Origin of the sequence: Phenylobacterium sp., assembly GCF_041919955.1 — a bacterium.
In the GTDB taxonomy this organism is placed as follows: Bacteria; Pseudomonadota; Alphaproteobacteria; order Caulobacterales; family Caulobacteraceae; genus Phenylobacterium.
Map to the genome: position 1 here is coordinate 1 of NZ_JAYRSU010000016.1, position 23,206 is coordinate 23,206.

General features: G+C 67.6%; 27 protein-coding genes and 1 pseudogene. 25 read left to right on the plus strand and 3 right to left on the minus strand.

Annotation, left to right across the window (positions count from 1 at the left end; translation table 11 throughout):
* Positions 1–56 precede the first annotated feature (56 nt).
* Entirely contained in the window at positions 57–188 is a 132-nt protein-coding gene (locus ACE3T2_RS13875) for a helix-turn-helix domain-containing protein (protein ID WP_374658334.1), read from the minus strand.
* Between the two features lie 227 nt (positions 189–415).
* On the opposite strand from ACE3T2_RS13875, the gene ACE3T2_RS13880 reads away from it, so the two are divergent.
* From ACE3T2_RS13880 to ACE3T2_RS13935, 12 genes and pseudogenes are all read left to right on the plus strand, one after another.
* On the plus strand, positions 416–679 hold the full coding sequence (locus ACE3T2_RS13880) for a DNA -binding domain-containing protein (protein WP_374658336.1): 264 nt from the start codon (positions 416–418) through the stop codon (positions 677–679).
* 145 nt (positions 680–824) lie between these two features.
* Positions 825–1,034, plus strand: a complete 210-nt coding sequence (locus ACE3T2_RS13885; RefSeq protein ID WP_374658338.1) for a transcriptional regulator domain-containing protein — start codon at positions 825–827, stop codon at positions 1,032–1,034.
* Positions 997–1,611: a DUF2285 domain-containing protein gene (locus tag ACE3T2_RS13890; RefSeq protein WP_374658340.1), complete on the plus strand. Its 615-nt coding sequence runs from the start codon at positions 997–999 to the stop codon at positions 1,609–1,611. Before ACE3T2_RS13885 ends, ACE3T2_RS13890 begins: the two co-directional genes overlap by 38 nt.
* A gap of 189 nt (positions 1,612–1,800) precedes the next feature.
* Positions 1,801–2,085, plus strand: a complete 285-nt coding sequence (locus ACE3T2_RS13895; protein WP_374658342.1) for a helix-turn-helix transcriptional regulator — start codon at positions 1,801–1,803, stop codon at positions 2,083–2,085.
* Between the two features lie 12 nt (positions 2,086–2,097).
* Positions 2,098–2,913 (plus strand): annotated as a pseudogene (locus ACE3T2_RS13900) (replication initiator protein A); the annotation flags it as partial.
* A 290-nt stretch (positions 2,914–3,203) separates the two neighbouring features.
* Complete coding sequence (gene parA, locus ACE3T2_RS13905) at positions 3,204–3,842, plus strand: ParA family partition ATPase (protein WP_374658344.1); 639 nt, start codon at positions 3,204–3,206, stop codon at positions 3,840–3,842.
* Entirely contained in the window at positions 3,839–4,093 is a 255-nt protein-coding gene (locus tag ACE3T2_RS13910; RefSeq protein ID WP_374658346.1) for a hypothetical protein, read from the plus strand. The genes parA and ACE3T2_RS13910 overlap by 4 nt, the downstream gene beginning before the upstream one ends.
* Positions 4,090–4,605 (plus strand): DUF2840 domain-containing protein, encoded by a 516-nt coding sequence (locus ACE3T2_RS13915; RefSeq protein ID WP_374658348.1) that lies wholly within the window; start codon positions 4,090–4,092, stop codon positions 4,603–4,605. Before ACE3T2_RS13910 ends, ACE3T2_RS13915 begins: the two co-directional genes overlap by 4 nt.
* Complete coding sequence (locus tag ACE3T2_RS13920) at positions 4,602–5,204, plus strand: S26 family signal peptidase (RefSeq protein WP_374658350.1); 603 nt, start codon at positions 4,602–4,604, stop codon at positions 5,202–5,204. The genes ACE3T2_RS13915 and ACE3T2_RS13920 overlap by 4 nt, the downstream gene beginning before the upstream one ends.
* On the plus strand, positions 5,195–5,542 hold the full coding sequence (locus ACE3T2_RS13925) for a DUF736 domain-containing protein (RefSeq protein ID WP_374658352.1): 348 nt from the start codon (positions 5,195–5,197) through the stop codon (positions 5,540–5,542). Before ACE3T2_RS13920 ends, ACE3T2_RS13925 begins: the two co-directional genes overlap by 10 nt.
* Positions 5,543–5,546: 4 nt before the next feature.
* Positions 5,547–6,263, plus strand: coding sequence for a lytic transglycosylase domain-containing protein (locus ACE3T2_RS13930; protein WP_374658354.1), 717 nt, complete (start codon positions 5,547–5,549; stop codon positions 6,261–6,263).
* Positions 6,264–6,600: 337 nt separating this feature from the next.
* The gene (locus ACE3T2_RS13935) at positions 6,601–8,364 is read left to right on the plus strand and encodes a relaxase/mobilization nuclease domain-containing protein (protein WP_374658525.1); all 1,764 of its coding nucleotides are present in this window, start codon (positions 6,601–6,603) and stop codon (positions 8,362–8,364) included.
* A 5-nt stretch (positions 8,365–8,369) separates the two neighbouring features.
* Here the strand turns inward: ACE3T2_RS13935 and ACE3T2_RS13940 are convergent, their stop codons facing one another.
* Entirely contained in the window at positions 8,370–9,545 is a 1,176-nt protein-coding gene (locus tag ACE3T2_RS13940) for a Fic family protein (protein ID WP_374658356.1), read from the minus strand.
* A 262-nt stretch (positions 9,546–9,807) separates the two neighbouring features.
* Between ACE3T2_RS13940 and ACE3T2_RS13945 the strand changes: the two genes are divergently transcribed.
* From ACE3T2_RS13945 to ACE3T2_RS14005, 13 genes are all read left to right on the plus strand, one after another.
* Complete coding sequence (locus ACE3T2_RS13945; protein ID WP_374658358.1) at positions 9,808–11,787, plus strand: conjugal transfer protein TraG; 1,980 nt, start codon at positions 9,808–9,810, stop codon at positions 11,785–11,787.
* Positions 11,788–11,795: 8 nt separating this feature from the next.
* On the plus strand, positions 11,796–12,257 hold the full coding sequence (locus ACE3T2_RS13950) for a ribbon-helix-helix protein, CopG family (RefSeq protein WP_374658360.1): 462 nt from the start codon (positions 11,796–11,798) through the stop codon (positions 12,255–12,257).
* 189 nt (positions 12,258–12,446) lie between these two features.
* Complete coding sequence (trbB, locus tag ACE3T2_RS13955; protein WP_374658362.1) at positions 12,447–13,397, plus strand: P-type conjugative transfer ATPase TrbB; 951 nt, start codon at positions 12,447–12,449, stop codon at positions 13,395–13,397.
* Positions 13,394–13,735, plus strand: coding sequence for a TrbC/VirB2 family protein (locus tag ACE3T2_RS13960; protein WP_374658364.1), 342 nt, complete (start codon positions 13,394–13,396; stop codon positions 13,733–13,735). The genes trbB and ACE3T2_RS13960 overlap by 4 nt, the downstream gene beginning before the upstream one ends.
* Positions 13,735–14,010, plus strand: coding sequence for a VirB3 family type IV secretion system protein (locus ACE3T2_RS13965; RefSeq protein ID WP_374658366.1), 276 nt, complete (start codon positions 13,735–13,737; stop codon positions 14,008–14,010). The genes ACE3T2_RS13960 and ACE3T2_RS13965 overlap by 1 nt, the downstream gene beginning before the upstream one ends.
* 7 nt (positions 14,011–14,017) lie before the next feature.
* Positions 14,018–16,456 carry a conjugal transfer protein TrbE gene (gene trbE / locus ACE3T2_RS13970; protein WP_374658368.1) on the plus strand — a complete coding sequence of 813 codons (2,439 nt, stop codon included), beginning with the start codon at positions 14,018–14,020 and terminating at the stop codon, positions 16,454–16,456.
* Complete coding sequence (gene trbJ, locus ACE3T2_RS13975; RefSeq protein ID WP_374658370.1) at positions 16,453–17,190, plus strand: P-type conjugative transfer protein TrbJ; 738 nt, start codon at positions 16,453–16,455, stop codon at positions 17,188–17,190. The genes trbE and trbJ overlap by 4 nt, the downstream gene beginning before the upstream one ends.
* 9 nt (positions 17,191–17,199) lie before the next feature.
* Positions 17,200–17,523, plus strand: a complete 324-nt coding sequence (gene trbK-alt / locus ACE3T2_RS13980; RefSeq protein WP_374658372.1) for a putative entry exclusion protein TrbK-alt — start codon at positions 17,200–17,202, stop codon at positions 17,521–17,523.
* Positions 17,520–18,881, plus strand: coding sequence for a P-type conjugative transfer protein TrbL (gene trbL / locus ACE3T2_RS13985; protein ID WP_374658374.1), 1,362 nt, complete (start codon positions 17,520–17,522; stop codon positions 18,879–18,881). Before trbK-alt ends, trbL begins: the two co-directional genes overlap by 4 nt.
* Before the next feature lie 9 nt (positions 18,882–18,890).
* Positions 18,891–19,574 carry a conjugal transfer protein TrbF gene (gene trbF / locus ACE3T2_RS13990; RefSeq protein ID WP_374658527.1) on the plus strand — a complete coding sequence of 228 codons (684 nt, stop codon included), beginning with the start codon at positions 18,891–18,893 and terminating at the stop codon, positions 19,572–19,574.
* Positions 19,575–19,615: 41 nt separating this feature from the next.
* Positions 19,616–20,644 carry a P-type conjugative transfer protein TrbG gene (gene trbG, locus ACE3T2_RS13995; protein WP_374658376.1) on the plus strand — a complete coding sequence of 343 codons (1,029 nt, stop codon included), beginning with the start codon at positions 19,616–19,618 and terminating at the stop codon, positions 20,642–20,644.
* The gene (locus tag ACE3T2_RS14000; RefSeq protein ID WP_374658378.1) at positions 20,641–21,840 is read left to right on the plus strand and encodes a TrbI/VirB10 family protein; all 1,200 of its coding nucleotides are present in this window, start codon (positions 20,641–20,643) and stop codon (positions 21,838–21,840) included. The genes trbG and ACE3T2_RS14000 overlap by 4 nt, the downstream gene beginning before the upstream one ends.
* The gene (locus ACE3T2_RS14005; protein WP_374658380.1) at positions 21,837–22,097 is read left to right on the plus strand and encodes a DUF2274 domain-containing protein; all 261 of its coding nucleotides are present in this window, start codon (positions 21,837–21,839) and stop codon (positions 22,095–22,097) included. Before ACE3T2_RS14000 ends, ACE3T2_RS14005 begins: the two co-directional genes overlap by 4 nt.
* On the opposite strand, the gene ACE3T2_RS14010 is transcribed toward ACE3T2_RS14005, so the two are convergent.
* Positions 22,058–22,990, minus strand: coding sequence for a LysR substrate-binding domain-containing protein (locus tag ACE3T2_RS14010; RefSeq protein WP_374658382.1), 933 nt, complete (start codon positions 22,988–22,990; stop codon positions 22,058–22,060). The genes ACE3T2_RS14005 and ACE3T2_RS14010 overlap by 40 nt on opposite strands.
* Positions 22,991–23,206: the final 216 nt, after the last annotated feature.

Here is a 23,206-nt window from a genome sequence, read left to right on the forward strand (position 1 = left end):
TTTGGGCTTCATCTTCGTTCCTTCGTCACTACGACGAAGCCCAAATCCTCCTTAAATCACAACCTCAAATCTGTGCCATTGGCGCTGACGGCGGACAGTCCGGCCCTTTCAGCCAGTTCCTCCTGCGTCATTCCTTTCGCATGACGCAACCGACGCAGATTGATCGCCACGACCTCCTTGAGATCCATGGCGCCATGGGAAGCGGCACAGGAACGATCGTTCCAGGAACGATGGTTCCGATTCGTGCATTGAGATGCTATTCATCGGTGGCCGGAAGGCAAAGTATGCCGAAGCATGGAATGGCGCGATGCCTGCCGTGCATCGCCCTTTTTCCAGCTTGCCAAGCCCGGATTTCAAGAAGACTTGAGGTAAATTGTTCCTTACCGCAAGATACGAGTTGGGGACGGGGGATAGGTTGAGCGGGGAGCCATTTCAGGACGGGCCACCCATCACCGAGCGGGTGAACGCTTATGATGAGCGGCACCTCGCCACCTACCTGCGCCTCCTCATGGCGGAAGAGGAAGGTGCGGACTGGCGCGAGGTCGTCCAGGTTCTCTTCGGCCTCGATCCGGCGCGGGAACCGGAGCGTGCCAAATTCGTGCATGAGAGCCATCTGGCCCGCGCACACTGGATGACGCGGACCGGCTACCGCCACCTGCTGGAGCCGCGCGCGCAATAGCTGGACCCGGCCGTGCCGTGGCGCATTCTCCGGTGTTTGCCTATCCCTTGTTCCACGCGATGCAACCTTAAGGTCTAGTTTGTCCGGCGCTTTTTCTGGATCATCGACATCCCCCAAAAGGGGGATCGACTCGGGAGATAGCGCCATGCCCACGCAATATTGGCGATCAGCGGAGACGATCGAACGACTGAATCACCTCGAGCGCCCCGGTTTCGCCGTCGAGTTCCTGCGCCGCAATCCGAGCTATCGGCAGGACTACGCCAGGATGCTTCGCCAGATCGCCCGCGACCAGGCTCACGCCGAGGCCACCCGGACCAATGTCGCCCACCGTTGGGGGCTGCGCTTTCGCCCATGATCCCGACCTGCCTGCCGGGGAAGAGCCGGGCATATGGCTGCCCGAGGTCTCACCGGGCACTTTGATTCTGGAGCCGGCGCCGTCAGGCTTCACCACAACGGCGGACATCGACCTTGGCGTCCTTGGTGAGATCGTCGACGACCGTTCGGATGCCGACGGTCGCGAAGTGGCCATCAACGACGGATCGGGCGAACTGCATGTCCGCCTGCCGTCCGATGATGCGACACGGCGTCCCGCCGTCCTGCTGCCAGTGGATGCCGTATTCGATATCCGCCTCGACGTCGCCTCGCGGTTCGTTCGCCGTCTTCGTGGAACCCCCGTCAAGCTTCTCCCCACGGCATTGCGGCTCACCTGGCTGCAACGGATGCGGCTGATACAGCTCCTTCACACCTTCGATGTCCGCGAGGCCGGCGGCGGTCCGCGAGAGGTTGCCGACCTGGTGCTCGCCTCGAAGCAGGCGGCGCTTCCATCCGTCGAATGGAAGGACTCCGCGGCCCGCCGCAAGGCCGTCCGATTGATCCGCGACTCGGTCGCCCTCGTCGAACGCAACTATCTGAAGCTGCTCAGCGGCCGCTGACCGCGCACATCAGGTCTCGCGTCTCCCCTTATCGCCACGCCCCGAGGTCAACGCGCCGTCCCGCATGACCGAGGGGGACAGAGGTGCGCGCGAATCTTCGTCCACCCCCTGCGCCTGGCTTCTCCGCCACCGTGATCCCGACACGCCGCGTCTTCGCTCGCGGCGCACGGACCGGAACGGAGGCCGCGCATGCGCGACAGGTTAGCAGACATTTCGACCCGCTACGTCAGAACGCCCGAGGCCGCGCGCCTGCTTGGCATCTCGCCGCGCACGCTGGAGAAATATCGCTGCCACGGCAGCGGCCCCACATTCCGCAAGCTCGGCGGCCGCGTCGTCTACGCCATCGACGATCTCGAAGCCTGGGCCGACCAGTCCGCCTGCCGCTCCACCTCCGATCCTCGTTACGTGGAAGCTCGGGCTGCCGGACGCGCGGAGACGAGCCCCCGCGTCGCGTCGCACCCGTCCCACCGCTGAGGCTGCCGCTCCATGTCGCGCCGGCGCCTCATCACATCCAGCGAGCGTAGCAAGCTCGACCCGTTCGTCGTCGCGACCGGCGACGCCAGCCCGCGCGACCAGCGCGACCTGATGGAGCGCCCCTTCTTCTCCCTCGCCAAGGCCAGGCGCACGGCACCCATTCTCTACGAGGCCGGTGAGATCCGTGTCGAAGTCTTCGCCGTTCATGAACACGGCATGGCGACCATCTGGGACGCCGATGTGCTCATCTGGGCCGCGAGCCAGATCGTCGAGGCCGAAAATCTCGGCTTCAAGACATCGCGCTTCCTGCGCTTCACGCCCTATCAGTTGCTGACCGCCGTCGGGCGGCAGACCGGCGCGCGCGACTACAAGCTGCTGAAGGGGGCGCTCGCCCGGCTGCAATCGACCACCATCCGCACCACCATCCGCAATGGCGAGCATTGGCGCCGCCACCAGTTCTCCTGGATCAACGAATGGGAGGAATGCACCACGCGCGACGGCCGCGTCGAGGGCATGGAGTTCGTGCTGCCCGACTGGTTCTACAGGGGCGTCATCGACCGCTCGCTCGTCCTCGCCATCGATCCCGCCTACTTCCGCCTGACCGGCGGCATCGAGCGCTGGCTCTACCGCGTCGCGCGCAAACATGCCGGCCGTCAGCCCAAGGGCTGGCTGTTCGAGGTCGCGCACCTGCACGAAAAATCCGGCAGCCTGGTCCGCGTCTCCGACTTCGCGCTCCAGCTCCGGCGTATCGCCGCGCGCCAGCCGCTCCCGGGCTATCGCTTGCGCATCGAACATGACGGGCGCCGCGAATTGCTGCGGATCCTGCCCGCCTATTTGTCCACAGCCCCTGTGGACAAGCCTGTGGAAACATTCGGGACTTCGCACGCAAACGGTATCGGGACTCCGCACGCAGCCCTATCGGGACTTCGCACGCACGAACCGCAGCTAACGCTTTGGCCCGAAACCGTGATTCCGGGCTTTAACTTAGAGTCTAACAAAGACTCTAACTCTTGTTGTTGGCCCACGCGTCCGGTGGACAAACACACCGTCGCGCGAATTTCCGAACGCCCAGGACGACAGCCATCGCTGCCTTTCGGCCGCAAGCCGGGAGGAGAGCGGTGATCGTTGCCCTGCTCAATCAGAAGGGCGGCGTCGGCAAGACCACGCTCGCCCTGCATCTCGCCGGTGAGTGGGCGTTGCGCGGCAGGCGCGTCACCCTGGTCGACGCCGATCCGCAGGGCTCGGCGCTCGACTGGTCCGAGCAGCGGGCGTGCGAGAACATTCCCCGGCTCTTCGGTGTCGTCGGGCTGGCGCGCGACACGCTCCACCGGGAAGCACCCGAGCTGGCGCGCACCGCCGACCATGTCGTCATCGACGGCCCGCCGCGTGTCGCGGGGCTGATGCGCTCGGCGCTGCTCGCCGCCGATCTCGTGCTGATCCCGGTGCAGCCGTCGCCGCTCGACGGCTGGGCGTCGGCTGAGATGCTCGCCCTGCTGCGCGAGGCGCGCATCTATCGTCCGCAACTCGCCGCGCGTTTCGTGCTGAACCGCTGCGGCGCGCGCACCGTCATCGCCCGCGAGACCGCAGAGACCCTGGCCGACCACGATCCGCCGGTGCTGGCCAGCACCATCGGGCAGCGTGTCGTCTTCGCCGACGCCGCGCAATCGGGCCGCCTGGTCTTCGAGCTTGCCGAGCACAGCGCCGCCGCGCGCGAGATCGCCGCATTCGCCGCCGAGGTCGTGAGGATCGGGGCATGAGTGCGCGCTCGACCCGATGCGGCTTCGCATCGCGGCCCGGCGATGCCGAAAGCTGGATCAAGACCGCCGAGGCGCGCGCTCCACACGGAGACGCCGCCGATGCCTTCACCGCCCGGCTGACGATCGACGTCACGCCGGCGATGCGCGGCCGCATCAAGGTCGCCGCCTTTCAGCGCGACATCACTGTCGCCGACATGCTGCGCGACCTCCTGGCGCGCGAATTCCCAGCCGATCCCGGAGAGTCCTCATGAACGACAACGAACCGGCGCCGCGCGCCGTGCCGCCATCCCACCGCCGAACCATCGCGCTCACCCATGTCGAGCTGACCTGGATCGAGAAGAAGGTCGAGCATTGGCTGCGCTTCGGACGCCGCGCCGAGGAGAAGATCCTCGACCGCCGCCGCAGCATTTCCAGCTTCACGCCGGGCAGCATCTTCGGCTTCGTGCGCTGGGCCTCGAACGACTATGGCACCGTCGTCTCGCGCATGGACATCGTGCGCGCGGTCGCCCCCGGCGAGCGCTATCAGACCCTGCCTTTCGTGCGCCCCGGCGGCGACATCCTGTTGCGCGTCGATGGCTGGCCGAAGGTCGAGCGCGTACTCCAGGCGATCGACGCCGTGGAGACGCTCGGCGTCGATGCCGCCGATGCCGCGCCGGACTATTGGAGGCACCTCCACAACCGTATGGCCGCCGGCCACACGCCGCGCAGCTACACGCGCGAGCAGCATGCTGCCTGGCTCAAGCGCCGGAGCGTCGCGCCATGACCCGCTTCGGCTACGTCATGACGACGTATTTCGCGATGCTCGCCGCGGGCGCGCTCATCTTCTTTCATCCAGAGCCGCGGCTGATCTGGAACACCACCGCGAGCACGCCGACCGGACTCTACGCGCTGCGGCCGGTGGGACAGCTCCGCGCGCTCGAGCTGGTCGCGGTGCGGCCGCCCGAGCCCATCGCCAGTTTCCTCGCCGAGGGCGGCTTTCTGCCCAGGGGCGTGCCGCTCCTCAAGCATGTCATGGCTCTGCCCGGACAAACGGTTTGCCGCGCCGGCGATGCCATCACGGTCGATGGCGTCGAGGTCGGAGAGGCGCGCGGCCGCGATCATCTCGGCCGTCCGCTTCCGCGCTGGAGCGGCTGCCGGACGCTCTCGCCCGGCGATGTCTTCCTCATGAATCCATCCGTCCCCGACAGCCTGGACGGTCGCTATTTCGGCCCGCTTCCCGCCACCGCGATCATCGCGCGCGCGGTCCCGCTGTGGACCGACGAAAGCGGCGACGGCCACTTCATCTGGCGTGCGCCCGTCGCGGTGGCGACGCCCGCCAATCCCATCGCCACCGCATCTTCACGGAGGACGTCATGCCCCTGATCGGACACTTCACGCGCGACGAGAGCGGCTTTATCGGACATCTCGAAACGCTTCTGCTGCACCAGGATATCATCATCGTTTCGGCCGAGCCGTCCGATGCCGAGAACGCACCGGATTATCGCGTTCACGTCTTCGATGGCATGAACAACGAAACCGGGGCGGAGATCGGCGCTGGCTGGAAGCGCACCGGCGAGAAGGCCGGCAATTACGTCGCGCTCCAGATCGACGATCCGAGTTTCGCACAGCCTATCCGCGCCAACCTCTTCCAGTCGGGCGGTGACAAATCGGCCTGGAGCCTCAATTGGAATCGCCCGCAGAAGCGCGGCGAGCGGGACTGATGGCATGCGAACCGCGCTCCTGCTCGCCGCCGCCGCGATGTCGGTCAATGTGCCCGCCGTTCCCGCCAGCGCACAAGCCACGCCGATCGCACGCATGTCCAACGACGAATCCTATGCGGCTTTCGTCGCCGAAGCATCGCAGCGTTTCGGCATCCCGGTGACGTGGTTGCGCGCCGTCATGCGGGTGGAAAGCCGGGCGAACCGCCGCGCGATCTCGCCCAAGGGCGCCATGGGGCTGATGCAGATCATGCCCGAGACCTGGGCGGAGCTTCGCGCCCGCTATGGCCTCGGGCGTGATCCCTTCGACCCGCGCGACAACGTCCTGGCGGGCGCGGCCTTCCTGCGTGAGATGTACGATCGCTACGGCTCGCCGGGCTTTCTCGCTGCGTACAATGCGGGGCCGGGCCGCTATGAAGACTATCGCGATCGCAGCCGGCCGTTGCCGTCTGAAACCGTGGCCTATGTCGCGCAGCTCCTTCCTCTTATCGGCGGCGATGACCCCGCGATGCCTGTCCTTGCGGCGACCCCCGAGGCCCCCGCATGGACGCAGGCGCCGCTCTTCATCGCGCGGCTCGACGACGCTGGAAAGGCGGCCCCGGTTGCAAGCAACGCGCCATCGACGGGCACCCCACGCCCCGTCTCGGTGCGTGATATGTCGGCGATCGCGCCGCAATCCAGGGGCCTGTTCGTCGCCGTTTCGACGACGGGCAGAGCGCAGTGATTGTGCTCGAGTCCTGCGATCCGGGTGTCGCGTGCCTGCTCACACCGAGCTGTGTAGGCGGCGACTCCCCTCATCAGCGCATTTTCGTGCTCGGGCGTGGCCCGGCGTGTTTGTGCGCGATGGGAACGGCGAACGGGAGGAACGAGCGAAACCCGACCGACAGAGGGCGAGATAAAAGCCCATGCCACGCCTGCATCCAAGCCGCTGGCGCGGCTTGTTTTTTGGCGGGCAGGCCGGTCGGTCGGTGGCAGGTTCTGCGATTTTCTCAAACGATTTCAATGACGCGTCTTGCACACACGGCTTCGGGGGCGACAGCGCGGCGCTCCGTGGCGGCATCATGAGCGGGGAGGAGAACGAGTTCCGGATTCGGCCTGGCCGTGTCCGCTCGACAAAGGCGCCTAGGTCCAAGAGCTTCGTCGCGCAGGTTCTGAAGGCTGCCCGCAAAGGAGGACCGCCCGCTCCGCGCGCAGCGAGCGCCGGGAGGGGGCGCGCCTCCGGCCATTCCGGCTTCGGGCGAGGCCGGGCCGCATTCAGCCGCAGCCGTCTTTTCAGCCCGGCCCGCCGCGTCGTGGTCAAGGCGCGCGTTGTGCGCCACCAGGGCCGGAGCTATCGTTCGGCGCCCCTGTCGGTCCATCTGTCCTATCTGAAACGCGAGGGCGTGAGCCGCGATGGAGAACGCGGCGTCATGTTCGACGCCGCCGGCGATCGCGCCGACGACCGGGCCTTCGCAGAACGGTGCGAAGAGGATCGCCACCATTTTCGCTTCATCGTCTCGCCCGAGGATGCCGGCGAGATGACCGATCTCAAGGCCTTCACCCGCGACCTGGCGCGCCAGATGGAAAGCGACCTCGGCACGAAGCTCGACTGGGTTGCCGTCGATCATTGGCACACCGACAATCCGCATGTCCACCTGTTGGTGCGCGGGGTCGATGAGGCCGGAGCCGATCTCGTCATTTCGCGCGATTACATCAGTGGTGGGCTTCGCTCACGCGCCGAAGAACTGGTGGCGATCGAACTTGGTCCCCGGCCGGAGCACACGATCCGCACCGCGCTCGAACGCGAAGTGGATGCCGACCGCTGGACACGGCTCGATGTCGACATCCGCTTCGCCGCGGACGAGACGGGATTGGTCGATCTGCGCCCCGCGCAAACCGGCCCCGATGATCCGGAGCTGCGGCGTCTCATGGTCGGCCGGATGCAGAAGCTGGAGCGGATGGGACTGGCGACCCCAGCCGGTTCCGGTCAATGGGTGATCGCCCTCGAGGCGGAGCGGACATTGCGTGACCTCGGCATGCGCGGCGACATCATCAAGACCATGCATCGCGCCTTCACCGAGCGGGGCCAGGACCGGGGCGTCGGCGACTACATGATCGATGTGCGGCCGCCGGACGCGCCGATCGTCGGGCGTCTGATCGACAAGGGGCTGCATGACGAACTGAGGGGCGAGGCCTATGCCGTGATCGACGGCACGGACGGCCGCGCCCATCATATCCGCTTCCGCGGCGTCGAGGCCTTCGAGCACGCGCCTGCCACCGGCGGCATCGTCGAGATTCGTCGCTTCGGCGGTCAGGACGATCCCCGTCCGACCCTGGTGCTGGCGGCGCGTTCCGATCTCGGCCTGGACGGGCAGGTGGGCGCTCGTGGCGCGACCTGGCTCGATCACCGGCTCGTCGAGCGCCAGCCCATGCCGCTCGCGATGGGAGGGTTCGGCGGGGAGGTTCGTGAAGCCATGAAGGCTCGCACCGAGCACCTCATCCGGGAAGGCCTCGCGCACCGTCGGGGCGAGCATGTCACCTTCGAGCGCGACCTGCTGGCGACGCTGCGGCGGCGCGAGTTGGACGAGACCGCAGCACGGCTCTCCGCCGAGACGGGCTTGCCCTATGCACAGGCCAGCGCCGGTGAGCATGTCGCGGGCCTCTATCGTCAGCGGCTCGCTCTCTCGTCGGGCCGCTTCGCGATGATCGACGACGGGCTCGGCTTCCAGCTCGTGCCCTGGTCGCCAAACCTCGAAAAGAAGATCGGCCAGCATGTCTCGGGTGCGGCCCGTGACGATGGCGGCATTGAATGGAGCATCGGACGGAAACGCGGGCTCGGCCTGTGAAGGACTCAGGCCGGCAGCGGGTCAGTCCCGCGATCGAGCAGGGCGAGATAATCTGTGTAGGCATAGATCCGGCCGCGCTGGCGTCCCGTCGTCTCTCGCACCACCCCGATATCGGTCAGCTTCTCCAGAGCGCCCCTGGCCGTGGCGAAGGAGACGCCGAGCCTCGAGGAGACCGTCTGGATGGTGACGATCGGCTGGGCCTGCATCAGTTCGTGGACCCTCAGTGCGGAGGGCGCCGCACGACCGACGCCGGCGATCTTCTGCCGATGCGTATCGAACATGCCGATCAGCTCACGCGCGGTCGCGACCGCCTGCTCGGCCGTCTCGGCGACACCCGTCAGGAAGAACTCCATCCAGGTCTCCCATGTCCCGGCCTGCCGAACCTCCTGCAAGAGCCGGTAATAGTCGTCGCGCCGGGATTTCAGGAACAGGCTGAGATAGAGGATCGGCTCGCTCAAGACCCCCGCCTCGCACAGGATCAAGGTGATGAGCAATCGGCCCAGCCGCCCGTTACCGTCGAGGAAGGGATGGATCGTCTCGAACTGGACATGGGCCAGGCCCGCCCGGATGAGCGGCGGCAGCGCCGGATCCTCGCTGTGGAGAAAACGCTCCAGCGCCCCCATGCAGTCGTCCAGCAGGTTGGGCGGCGGGGGTACGAACAAGGCGTTGCCGGGGCGTGTGCCGCCGATCCAGTTCTGCGACCGGCGGAACTCGCCGGGCTGTTTCGCGGCGCCGCGCCCCGATTTCAGCAGGATGGCGTGCATCTCGCGGATCAGCCGCAGCGACAGCGGGAAGCCGCCGCGCATGCGCGCAACGCCGTGCTCGATCGCCGCGACATAGTTCGAGACCTCGGTCACGTCGTCCAGCGGAACGGCCGGCGCCTCGTCGTTCTCGAACAGCAGCAGGTCGGACAGCGATGATTGCGTGCCCTCGATCTGCGAGGACAGCAGGGCTTCCTTGCGGACATACATGTAGAGGAACAGCGGCGTCGACGGCAGGATCGTGGTCACACCGTCCAGACGCCCGACAGCGGCCAGGGCGCGTTCATAGCACCGCATGAAGCGGGCCAGATCGAGCGGCGGGACCGGCGGCAGGGGCGCGGGCACATAGGCGCGCACGCGCTCGCCACCTGTGGTCGTTTCGACATAGGCGCCAAGCCTGCGGTTCTCCCCGTCCGTCACGCGCGATCCTTCAATAAGCCTCCAGCATTATTGGAGGATACGGCATTATCCTTCAATAAGAAAGGCTACTTATTGAAGGCTGGTGCGGCGCACCCGTCTGGCCCTCCGGATCGAGCCGGCGAGACCCGGTCGGCAAAAAGGCCGCTTACGCTCCTTCCAATAGTTTTTCGCGCCAGTGCGACCGGCTGCGAAGCGCCGCGGATCGTGCTTGCGATGCCGTTGCCCGGACGCCGATGTCTTTCCCGGAAAGGAGAGATGTTCCGTGTCCGCGACCAAGATTCTCTGGGGCCAGGTCATCACCGTCTTCGTCATCGTGCTGACCACGATGTGGGCCGCGACAGAATGGACGGCCTGGCGGCTCGGCTTTCAGCCCCAGCTCGGCCATCCCTGGTTCGAGCTGCTGCACTTCCCGTTCTATCCGCCGCCGGCCTTCTTCTGGTGGTGGTACGCCTATGACGCCTACGCGCCCGAGATTTTCGTCGAGGGAGCCTATATCGCGACGTCCGGCGGCCTGATCTCCGTCGTGGTCGCGATCGGCATGTCGGTCTGGCGCGCCCGCGAGGCGAAGAACGCTGAGACCTATGGCTCGGCGCGCTGGGCGAGCGCCGACGAGATGAAGGCCGCCGGCCTGCTCGCGCCCGATGGCGTCGTCCTCGGCCGCCATGAGCGGTCCTATCTGCGCCATGACGGTCCCGAGCATGTGCTGTGCTTCGCACCGACCCGCAGCGGCAAGGGTGTCGGCCTGGTGGTGCCGACGCTGCTGACCTGGCCCGGCAGCGCCATCGTTCACGACATCAAGGGCGAGAACTGGCAATTGACCGCCGGCTTCCGCGCGCAATTCGGACGCACCCTGCTGTTCGATCCGACCAACCGCGATTCCGCCGCATACAATCCGCTGCTCGAAGTCCGCAGGGGCGAATGGGAGGTTCGCGACGTCCAGAATGTCGCCGACGTTCTCGTCGATCCCGAAGGCTCGCTCGAGCGCCGGAACCATTGGGAAAAGACCAGCCATTCGCTGCTGGTCGGCGCCATCCTCCACGTCCTCTACGCCGAGGCCGACAAGACACTCGCCGGCGTCGCCGCTTTCCTTTCCGACCCCAGGCGCTCGATCGAGGCGACATTGCGGGTGATGATGGCGACGGCCCATCTCGGCGAGGCTGGCCCGCATCCGGTTGTCGCCTCGGCGGCGCGCGAACTGCTCAACAAATCGGATAACGAACGCTCGGGCGTGCTGTCGACGGCCATGTCGTTCCTCGGCCTCTACCGCGATCCGGTCGTAGCCCAGGTCACACGCCAATGCGACTGGCGGATCGCCGACCTGGTCTCGGACGGGCGTCCCGCCACGCTCTATCTCGTGGTGCCGCCCTCCGACATTTCCCGGACCAAGCCGCTGATCCGCCTCGTGCTCAACCAGATCGGCCGGCGGCTCACGGAGCAACTTCACCCGAAGAACCGGCGGCAGCGATTGCTGCTGATGCTCGACGAGTTCCCGGCCCTGGGCCGGCTCGATTTCTTCGAGAGCGCGCTCGCCTTCATGGCGGGCTACGGGCTCAAGAGCTTCCTGATCGCCCAGTCGCTGAACCAGATCGAGAAGGCCTATGGCGCCAACAATGCCATCCTCGACAACTGCCATGTGCGCGTGTCGTTCGCGACCAATGACGAACGGACCGCCAAGCGGGTGAGCGATGCCCTCGGCATGGCGACCGAGCTGAAGGCCATGAAGAACTATGCCGGCCACCGGCTCTCGCCCTGGCTCGGCCATCTGATGGTCTCACGCTCCGAGACGGCCCGCCCGCTGCTGACGCCGGGCGAGATCATGCAACTGCCGCCCGCCGACGAGATCGTCATGGTGTCGGGCCTTCACCCGATCCGGGCGAAGAAGGCGCGCTACTATAAGGATCGCCGCTTCGCCGAGCGGATCCTCGCGCCGCCCGGGAAGGCATCCCATGCGCCGAGGCCGGATGATTGGTCGTCACTGCCGGTCCGTCCACCGTTGGCCGTTCTGCTCGCTGCGCTGAAGGCGGAGGATGAAGCCAATGGCGGCCTGCGGCGCGAACCCGAGCTGCCGGATCATGTCGCGGTCGCCAAGGAGACGACATCGCAACGCCGCGAGCCTCGTGAGTTCGATGTCGTCGATGACACGCCGGACGATGCCGCGCGCCAGCAGGAGGCCTTGCGTCAGCGCCTGCGCGGCGCCGTTCGGCAGACCGCGCTCGATCCCGCCGACAATCTCGGAATGTAGGAGGGCGCATGCGCGACCGGTTGAATGTCTCGCTGCCTGTCGAGATGATCGCCCAGATCAACGACCTGGCCACGCGCCGGCGCCTGACCCGGTCGGCGATCGTCGAGGCGGCCGTCGCGTCCTTTCTCTCGCCGGATGGCGCCGATCGCATGGAGGCGGCCTTCACGCGGCGGTTCGATCGTCTGACCCGGCAGGTGCAGCGGCTCGAGCGCAACAGCGGCCTGTCGACCGAAACCCTCGCGCTCTTCGTCCGCTTCTGGCTGACCATCACGCCGCCTTTGCCGCCCGATGCGCAGGCCGCGGCGCAGGTGAAGGGGCGCGAGCGCTATGAAGGCTTCATCGAAGCGCTGGCGCGACGGCTGAATCAGGGCCGGACGCTCATGGATGAGATTCCGATGGACATGGCCCGCACCGATTCGAACTATGACGAAGACGATGCGGATCGCCACCTCGGCGATCGGGCGGAATAACGCTGGCGCAAGTATTTTTTCTCTGCGCTACGACGCACCGCTACGCCCCCTGAATACTTGTTGAACCGCCCCATTTCCTGCCTTTTCTAATCATCCCCGTCGCCGGTCGCATGTCGCGATCGGCCTTCGACGGGGACGTTCGTGGCGGTCGCTCAATTCCATTCCGAGGCCTTCTCGCGCGGTGCGCGCATGCTGCGCACCGCGCTGGGGCCGGCGATCGCCGCCTTCCTCGAAGACCCCTCGATCGTCGAGGTGATGCTCAACCCCGACGGCCGCCTGTGGGTCGATCGCCTGTCGGGCGGCCTGGAGGATAGCGGCCGCACCCTGTCCGCCGCCGACGGCGAACGGATCGTGCGCCTGGTGGCGCACCATGTTGGCGCCGAGGTCCATCCGGGGAGCCCGCGGGTCTCGGCCGAGCTGCCCGAGACGGGAGAGCGGTTCGAGGGGCTTCTTCCGCCCGTCGTCACGGCGCCGGCCTTCGCCATCCGCAAGCCCGCCGTCGCGGTTTTCACCATCGATGACTACGTCGCTGCCGGCATCATGACCGGGACCCAGGCGACGGCGCTTCGCCAGGCCGTCGCCGCCCGGAAGAACATCCTCGTCGCCGGCGGCACCTCGACGGGCAAGACCACGCTCACCAACGCGCTGCTCGCCGAGATCGCAGGCACCACCGACCGCGTTGTGCTGATCGAGGATACGCGCGAGCTTCAGTGTCGCGCGCCCAACCTGGTCGCGCTGCGCACCAAGGATGGCGTCGCCTCGCTCTCCGACCTCGTGCGCTCCTCGCTGCGCCTGCGCCCCGACCGCATTCCCATCGGCGAGGTGCGCGGCGCCGAGGCGCTCGACCTGCTGAAGGCCTGGGGCACCGGTCATCCCGGCGGCATCGGCACCATCCATGCCGGCACGGCGCTCGGCGCGCTGCGCCGTCTCGAACAGCTCATCCAGGAAGCCGTCGTCACCGTCCCCAGGACCCTCATCGCCGAGACCATCGATCTCGTCGCGGTGCTGCGCGGCCGCGGCAGCGAACGTCGCCTTGCCGAACTCGCTCTCATCGCCGGCCTCGATCCCGCCACCGGCGATTACCACGTCGTGTCCGCCGGGGCGGGCGGCGACCCTTTGCCCCCCGGAGACCCCTCATGATCCGTGCTCTTGCCGTCATTCGCCGTTCGCACCGCCGTCTCTTCGATCTCGTCGCGCTGACGGCGCTCACCCTGGCCTTCGCGCCGGCCGCCCATGCGTCCGGCTCCTCGATGCCCTGGGAGACCCCGCTCAACCAGATCCTGGAATCAGTGCAAGGGCCGGTCGCCAAGATCATCTCGGTCATCATCATCACCGTAACCGGCCTGACGCTCGCCTTCGGCGACACCTCCGGCGGTTTCCGGCGCCTGATCCAGATCGTCTTCGGCCTGTCGATCGCCTTCGCGGCGTCGAGCTTCTTCCTGTCCTTCTTCAGCTTCTCCGGCGGGGCGCTGGTCTGATGGCCGCGACCGTCGATCCCGACGTGCCCGGCTTCTTCGCGCCGGTCCATCGCGCGCTCACCGACCCGATCCTGATGGGGGGCGCGCCACGGGCCGTCGCGATCGCCAACGGCACCCTGGCCGCCGCGATCGCCCTCGGCCTGCGGCTCTGGATCCCCGGCGCGCTGATCTGGGCGGTCGGGCACGCCGCCGCCGTCTGGGCCGCCAGGCGCGACCCGCAATTCGTGGACACGGTCCGGCGCCATCTGCGCTACCCGTCCCATCTCGGCGCGTGAGATCCCCATGCTAAAACTCGCCGAATATCGCAATCGTCCCGCCAGCCTCGCCGACTTCCTGCCCTGGGCGGCGTTGGTCGGCGAGGGCGTCATCCTCAACAAGGACGGCTCGTTCCAGCGCACGGCGCGCTTCCGTGGTCCCGACCTCGACAGCGCGACCCCGTCCGAGCTGGTCGGCGTCACCGCCCGGCTCAACAACGCGCTGCGCCGCCTCGGCTCCGGCTGGGCGATCTTCGTCGAGGCGCAACGCGTCGCCGCCCAGACCTATCCGCACTCGGTCTTCCCCGATCCGGCCTCGGCGCTCGTCGATCTCGAACGGCAGGACGCCTTCGAGGAGGCCGGCGCGCATTTCGAGAGCCGCTACTACCTCACCTTCGTCTGGCTTCCGCCGGCCGAGGACGCCTCGCGCGTCGAGGGCTGGCTCTATGAGGGCCGCGCGCGCAGCGGCGTCGATCCTCACGAGCTGCTGCACGGCTTCGTCGATCGCACCAACCGGGTGCTGCAACTGGTCGAGGGCTTCATGCCCGAGGTCGACTGGCTCGATGACGGCGAGACGCTGACCTATCTGCATTCGACGATCTCGACCCGCCGGCAGCGCGTGCGCGTCCCCGAGACGCCGATGCACCTCGATGCGCTGCTGACCGACGAGCCGCTCGCCGGCGGCCTGGAGCCGCGTCTCGGCTCCCATCATCTGCGCGTGCTCACCGTCGTCGGTTTCCCGACCGTGACCCATCCCGGCATCCTCGACGAACTGAACCGGCTGGCTTTCCCCTACCGCTGGTCCACCCGCGCGATCCTGCTCGACAAGACCGAAGCGGTGAAGCTGCTGACCAGGATCCGGCGGCAATGGTTCGCCAAGCGCAAGTCGATCGCCGCCATCGTCAAGGAGGTGATGACCAACGAAGCCTCGACGCTGGTCGATTCCGACGCCGCCAACAAGGCGGCCGATGCCGATCTCGCCTTGCAGGAACTGGGCTCCGACGATGTCGGGCAGGCCTATGTCACCGCTACCGTCACGGTCTGGGACGAGGATGCCGGTCTCGCGGCCGAGAAGGCCCGCCTCGTGGAGAAGGTGATCCAGGGCCGCGACTTCACCTGCATGCCGGAAGGGGTGAACGCGCTCGAAGCCTGGCTCGGTTCGCTACCCGGACACGCCTACGCCAATGTCCGCCAGCCGCCGATCAGCACGCTGAACCTGGCGCACATGATCCCGCTCTCGGCGGTCTGGGCCGGGCCGGCGCGCGACGAGCATTTCCGCAACGCCCCGCTGCTGTTCGGGAAGACCGAAGGCTCGACGCCGTTCCGGCTGAGCCTGCATGTCGGTGACGTCGGCCATACCCTGATCGTCGGCCCGACCGGCGCGGGCAAGTCCGTGCTGCTGGCGCTGATGGCGATGCAGTTCCGCCGCTATCGCGACAACCAGATCTTCGCTTTCGATTTCGGCGGTTCGATCCGCACCGCCGCGCTCGCCATGGGTGGCGACTGGCACGATCTCGGCGGCAGCCTCTCCGACAGCGCCGCCCATTCCGTCTCGCTCCAGCCGCTGGCGCGGATCGACGATCCGGCCGAACGCGCCTGGGCCGCCGAATGGGTGACGGCGATCCTCGCCAAGGAAGGCGTCGCGATCGATCCGGCCGTGAAGGAGCATGTCTGGTCGGCGCTCACCTCGCTGGCATCCTCGCCCGTGGGCGAGCGCACGATCACCGGGCTCGCGGTCCTGCTGCAATCGACCGCGCTGAAGCAGGCGCTGCAACCCTATTGCGTCGGCGGCCCCTCCGGCCGGCTGCTCGACGCCGAGGCCGAGCATCTCGGCTCGGCCGCCGTGCAGGCCTTCGAGACCGAGGGCCTGATCGGCGCCGGCGCGGCGCCCGCCGTCCTCACCTATCTCTTCCACCGCATCGAGGGCCGCCTCGACGGAAGGCCGACGCTCCTCATCATCGACGAGGGCTGGCTCGTTCTCGACGATCCGGCCTTCGCGCAACAGCTTCGCGAGTGGCTGAAGACGCTCCGGAAGAAGAACGCCTCCGTCGTCTTCGCCACCCAATCCCTCTCCGACATCGACGGCAGCAACATCGCGCCGGCCATCGTCGAGAGCTGCCCGACGCGCATCTTCCTGCCCAACGAGCGCGCGATCGAACCGCAGATCACCACGATCTACCGCCGGTTCGGCTTGAACGACCGGCAGATCGAGATCATCGCCCGCGCGACCCCGAAGCGCGACTATTACTGCCAGTCCCGCCGCGGCAACCGGCTGTTCGAACTCGGGCTCGGCCCCGTCGCGCTCGCCTTCTGCGCCGCTTCCGCGAAGACGGATCACGCCGCGATCGAGCGGGTGATCGCCGAGCACGGACGCGGTGCTTTCACGCCTGCCTGGCTCGCGGATCGCGAGCTGCTCTGGGCGGCCGACCTCATTCCTGACCTCGCCAATCTGGAGACATCGTCATGATCAAGCTGCGCCAACTGGCGGCGGCAAGCGCCGCCGTGCTCTCGCTTGCCTTCGCCGCGCCGACGGCCTCGGCCCAATGGATCGTCTACGACCCGACCAATTTCAGCCAGAACGTGCTGACCGCCGCGCGCGAGTTGGAGCAGATCAACAACCAGATCCAGATGCTGACCAACCAGGCGACGAGCCTCGTCAATCAGGCGCGCAACCTCGCCAGCCTGCCGATGTCGACGCTGACCCAGCTTCAGTCATCGATCGCCCAGACCCAGGCGTTGCTGGGGCAGGCGCAGAACATCGCCTTCAACGTCCAGCGCATCGAGCAGGCGTTTTCGACCAGCTATGGCGCGGCGGCGGGCTCGGGCACGACCGCCGCGATGGTCGCCAACGCCCAGGCCCGCTGGCAGAACTCCGTCGCCGCCTTCGAGGACAGCCTGAAGGTGCAGGCCGGCGTCGTCGGCAACATCCCGACCAATTCCGGCGCGATGACCTCGCTGGTCACGGCGAGCCAGAGCGCCACCGGCGCCTTGCAGGCCGCGCAGGCCGGCAACCAGCTCCTGGCGCTGCAATCGCAGCAGCTCTCCGATCTCATCGCGGTGCTGTCGGCGAAGAGCCGGGCCGATGCGCTGGAGCAGGCGCGCACCGCCTCGACCGAGGCGCAGGGACAGCAGAACTACAGGATCTTCGCGACGCGCAGCGGCTACGTGCCCGGCAACGTCACGATGTTCGGCGGCCATTGAGGCGCCGCGATGCTGGGGCGGCCCGACATCTTTCGCGTGGCGGCGATCCTCGTGCTGGTCGCGGTCTTCATCGCGGCTCTATTCGCGATGAACCGACGCCCCATCGCGCCGGACGCGCCCGATTCTCCCTTCGCCGCCGCGCCCGATGATCTCTCGGCCGAGCTGCGCCGATGCGGCGCGCTCGGTCCGCAGGATGCCGAGGACGCACACTGCGCGGCGGTCTGGGAGGAGAACCGCCGGCGCTTCTTCGGCCGGCCGGCGCGGCCGCTGCCGCCCCAGTCGTCGACTGGCGCCGGCGCGCCGGCCACCAATGCAACGGGAGATGCGCGATGAACAATGTCGGCGTCATCGACACCTTCCTCAACACCTTCACCACCTACATCGATTCCGGCTTCGGCCTGATCCGCGGCGATGTCGGCTACCTGTCCTCGACGCTGATCGTCATCGACATCACGCTGGCCGGGCTGTTCTGGGCCTGGGGCGCCGACGAGGACATCCTCCAGCGCCTCGTGAAGAAGACCCTCTATATCGGCTTCTTCGCCTTCATCATCACCAACTTCAACAATCTCTCCGCGATCGTCTTCAACAGCTTCGCCGGACTCGGCCTGAAGGCCGGCGGCTCGTCGATCGGCACGGCCGACTTTCTGCGGCCTGGCCGGCTCGCCCAGGTCGGCCTCGACGCCGGTCAGCCGCTGCTCGACGCGGCGAGCCAGATGATGGGCTTCACCAGCTTTTTCGCGAACTTCGTCCAGATCGCGGTGCTGATGGTGTCGTGGCTGCTGGTGCTGATCGCCTTCTTCATCCTGGCGGTGCAGCTCTTCGTGACGCTGATCGAGTTCAAGCTCACCACGCTCGCCGGCTTCATCCTCATCCCCTTCGCGCTCTTCAACAAGACCTCCTTCCTCGCCGAGAAGGTGCTCGGCAACATCGTGGCGTCGGGAGTCAAGGTGATGGTGCTGGCCGTCATCGTCGGCATCGGCACCGGCCTCTTCGCTCAGTTCACCGCCACCTATGCCAGCGGCCAGCCGACCGTTGAGCAGGCGCTCTCCGTCGTCCTCGCGGCGCTCGCCATGCTGGGCCTTGGCATCTTCGGCCCCGGCATCGCGACCGGCCTGGTCTCCGGCGCTCCCCAGCTCGGCGCGGGGGCCGCCGTGGGTACGGGCCTCGCGGTCGCCGGAGCGGCGATGGCCGGCGGTGCCGCGCTCGGCATGGCCGGGCGGGGTGCGGTGGCGGCAACCTCCGGGGCGGCCGCAGCGGCGCGAGGCGGCGCCGCCATGGCGGGCGGAGCGTCCTCCGCCTACAGCCTCGCCTCCGCCGGGAAAAGCGGCGCTGCCGGCGTTGCGTCCGGCCTCGGCGGCGTGGGCCGTGCGGCTGCGGCCGCCGCCACAGCGCCGGCCAGGCGGGCGATGTCGCGCGTTGCGGCCTCCATGAAGGATAGCTTCTCCGCGGGTGCCCGCTCGAGCTTCGCTGCCACCGGCGGCGCCTCGACCATGGGAACGGTCGATGGCGCCGGAGCCGCGGGCGAAGCGGCCGCTCCGACACCGGCGGCCGAAGGCGGCGTGCCGGCCTGGGCCAGGCGCATGAAGCGCAACCAGGCGCTCATCCACGGAACGCAGACCGCCGCCCAGGCCCTCCGATCCGGCGACAGCCACGGCGGCGGCCATTCCGTCGATCTCTCTGGAGGAGAATAGCCAGTGTCGATCTTCCGCCGATCGTCGGTGCGCTACGGCCGCACCCCGGAGCCCGAGACGCCCTATCAGCGCGCCGCCCAGGCCTGGGACGACCGTATCGGATCGGCCCGCGTCCAGGCCCGTAACTGGCGCCTCATGGCCTTCGGTTCGCTCGCCTTGTCGATGGGGCTGGCAGGCGGCCTCGTCTGGCAATCCACCCATGGCACGGTCGTTCCCTGGGTGGTGCAGGTCGACAGGCTCGGCCAGGCGCAGGCGGTCGCGCCCGCCACGGCCGACTACCGGCCCACCGATCCGCAGGTCGCCTGGTATCTCGCGCACTTCATCGAGATGGTCCGATCGCTGCCAGCCGACCCAATCATCGTGCGGCAGAACTGGCTCCAGGCCTACGATTTCACCACGACGGCCGGCGCCGCTGCGCTGAACGAATACGCCCGCGCCAACGATCCCTTCTCCAGGCTCGGCAAGCAGCAGATCGCCATCGACGTCTCCAGCGTCATCCGCGCCTCGCCCGACAGCTTCCGCGTCGCCTGGGTCGAGCGTCGCTATCAGGACGGCGCGCTCGCCGACACCACGCGCTGGACCGCCATCCTCACCATCGCGGTCCAGACGCCAACCGACGCCGATCGGCTGCGGAGGAATCCGCTCGGCATCTACGTCAACGCCATCAACTGGTCGAAGGAGCTGGGACAATGACCCCGCCGATTTTCAAGGATGCTGGCAGGCCGGCTTCCCGCATGTCCGCAATTCAGCAGAGCCGGAAAGGCGGGAATACGCTATTCCGTAAATCCGGCTTCGCGGCTTTGCTGATCTCCGTCGCCGCGCTCGGCGGCTGCGCGCATGACTTCGTACCGCCGGACATCGACTACGACAACGCCGCGCCGGCGACGCTCGCCGCCGATCCGCCGGCGCCGGTGAGGATCGTCGAGTTGCCGAGGCCCTTGCCGCTGCCCGGCCAGTTGCAGCCCGTCAACGGCGGCAGGCCCGCGCCCGAGGCGGCCGACCCCGCCGTGCGCGTCAACCAGGCCAATGCCGCCGCGCGGGTGCAGCCTGTGCGCAACGGCTTCATCAATGCGGTGCAGGTCTATCCCTTCTCGGGCGGCGCACTCTATCAGGTCTATGCCGCGCCCGGCCAGATCACCGACATCGCCCTCCAGGAGGGCGAACAGCTCGTCGGCTCCGGCCCCGTCGCCGCCGGCGACACCGTGCGCTGGATCATCGGCGATACCGAAAGCGGCGCGGGCGCCACGAAGAAGATTCACATCCTGGTCAAGCCGACCCGGCCGGATCTGGTCACGAACCTCGTCATCAATACCGACCGGCGCACCTATTTCATCGAGCTTCGCTCGACCGAACGGACCTACATGGCCTCGGTCTCCTGGCAGTACCCGGAGGATCAGCTCATCGCCTTGCGCCGACAGAACCAGGACGCCGCGACCGCGGCGCCGATCGCGACAGGCGTCGACATCTCCGCCCTGAACTTCCGCTACGCGATCCAGGGCGACAATCCGGCCTGGCGGCCGCTGCGCGCCTTCGACGACGGACAGAAGGTCTATATCGAATTCCCGACCGGCATCCGGCAGGGCGAGATGCCACCACTCTTCGTCATTGGCCCGGCCGGCGGCTCGGAGTTGGTCAATTATCGGGTGCGGCAGAACTACTACATCGTCGATCGTCTGTTCGCGGCGGCCGAGTTGCGCCTCGGCGACAAGGACAGCGCGCGCCGCGTCCGCATCGTCCGCACAGACGGAAGGCCGCGGTCATGACGGATGAACCGGAAGAACAACCGGCCGCGCCATCCCCGGTCGCGCCGCCCGACCTGCGGCTCAGGGGCGAGCGGCCCCGTGTCACGCGCCTTTCGCGCAAGGTGCTGATCACCCTGGGGGCAGTCTCGGCGCTCGCGATCGCCGGCGCACTCGGCTATGCGCTTCAGACCCGTACCAGGAATTCGACGGGGCAGGAGCTTCTCAGCACGCAGAACCGCCCTTCCGCCGACGGCCTGGCGGGACTGCCCAGGGACTATACCGGCCTGCCGCGTCAGGCGCCGCCGCTCGGCCCGCCCTTGCCCGGCGACCTCGGCAGGCCGATCCTCAATGCGGGGGCCGCGCCGACCGCCGTTGTTCCGGCCACGGCGCCCGATCCGGCGGCCCAGCGGCTCGCACAGGAGATCGAGGCCGCGCGGGTCAGCCGCCTCTTCACCGAGACCAACCGGCAACCGCTGCCGGCCGCCGTGCCGACGGCGGTGGGACCGGAAGCCGCGGCTGCGCCTATACCGCCCGTCGACGGCGGCGCCGCACAGAACATGCAGGACCGCAAGACCGCCTTCCTCACGGCCGCGACCGACCGGCGCATCGTCAGCCCGGATCGACTCCAGGCAAGGGCCTCGCCCTATCTCGTGCAGGCCGGCACGGTGATCCCCGCCGCCCTCATCACCGGCATCCGCTCGGACCTTCCGGGTCAGATCACCGCCCAGGTCACGGAAGCGGTCTATGACAGCCCGACCGGCAGGTATCTGCTCATCCCGCAGGGAGCGCGGCTGATCGGGCAATACGACAGCTCGGTCGCATTCGGTCAGAGCCGGGTGCTCCTCGTCTGGACCCGCATCATCATGCCGGACGGCATGTCGATCGTGCTGGAGCGTCAGCCGGGCGCCGATACGCAAGGCTATGCCGGCCTCGAGGACGGAGTCGACTATCATTGGTGGGATCTGGCCAAGGCCGCCGTGCTCTCGACGATCCTCAGCGTCGGCGCCGAGGCCGGCACGAGCCAGGACGAGAACAATCTCGTGCAGGCGCTCCGTCGTGGCGCCTCGAACAGCGTCAGCCAGACCGGCCAGCAGATCGTTCAGCGCCAGCTCAACATCCAGCCGACCCTGACCATCCGGCCGGGCTTCCCGGTCCGGGTGATCGTGACCCGCGACCTGGTGCTGGCGCCTTACGGACAGGGAGTAGCCGCGCGATGACAAAGCTGAAACTGGGGCCGTTGGCCGACGACAAGCCCGTCAAGCTCACCGTCGAGTTGCCGGCCGCGATCCATCGCGATCTCGTCGCCTATGCCGAGATTCTCAGCCGGACGAGCGGGCAACCAGCGTCCGAGCCCGCCAGGCTGATCCCGCCGATGATCGAGCGCTTCATGGCGACCGACCGCGCCTTCGTGAAAGCGCGCCGTGAGCGGACTGTTCAGGGCGCCGCCTCCGGCTCGGCCGAGAGGTCAGGATAACGTTCGCGCAGCATGGCCAGGAAGAGTCCCAGGGTCGGATTGCTGTTCGCGTCCCGCCAATAAGCCATAAAATTGGCCCGGGTCGGTTCGTCCTCGTCCCAGACCTCGTGATAGACCACACCGTCGGAGCGCACGCCCGTCGCCCCCTCGAACATCAGCAGCGCGCCATAATCCGCGCTGACCAGGCTCAACAGCCGGTCCAGCGACGAATCCTGACGCACGATGCCCTCGGCGCCGATCGTGTTGTGAAGCTTGCTTGCCAGGAGCCCCTCCAGTTCCTTGCCGGGGCCTTGCTGCGGTAGCAGGAACTTCTCGTTCGCCAGATCCGACCAGCGAATCTTCTGGTGCCGCGCGAGCGCGTGGTGCTGTGGCAGAGCCACGATCACCCGCTCGCTCCACAGCGGCAGCGTGCGATCGTCCCAGTTCGGCTCGCGGCCGGTCACGATCGCGACGTCTACCGCGTTGCTGGTCAGCGCGAACAGCAGCCGGTCATGGCTGCCATCGACGGTGCGGACATCCACATCCGGGAAACGCCGATGATACTCGACCAGCGTCGCGTGCATGTTCCCGGCCGAGGGTGAGGCGTGGACGCCGATCGTCAGTATGCCCAGTTCGCCGCGGCTTCGGGTCTGGAAGCGCCGGAACTCGGCCTCGACATCCTCGAGTATCCGCCTCGCGCTCGCGAGGAACTCCTGCCCGGCGCTCGTCAGGTGCGTGCCGCCGTTGGTCCGCTCGAACAACTGGGCGCCGAGTCGGTCTTCGAGATCGCGCAGCCGGCGGCTCAGGGTCGACTGGCGTATGTTCAAGGCTTCCGCCGCCCGTCTCAGGCTGCGGTGCTGGGACGCGATGACCGCCAAACGCAAATCACGAAGCTCTACGTCCACATCGTTCACTTCATCGGCCGACTATCGGGCGCCTTACGAGTCCTGCCTCCTCATCCCCCAACTGAGCCTCCGCTAGATGATACACGAAGTGCTCGGCTCGATCTCCAGCTCGTCACGCAGGCAGCGGATCGGCACAGCGTTCGAACAGGATGAGTTATGAAAATGTTAATCGGGCCACGCTGCCTCCAATGATCGCGTACACGACCTCGATCATCGGGGTTGTCC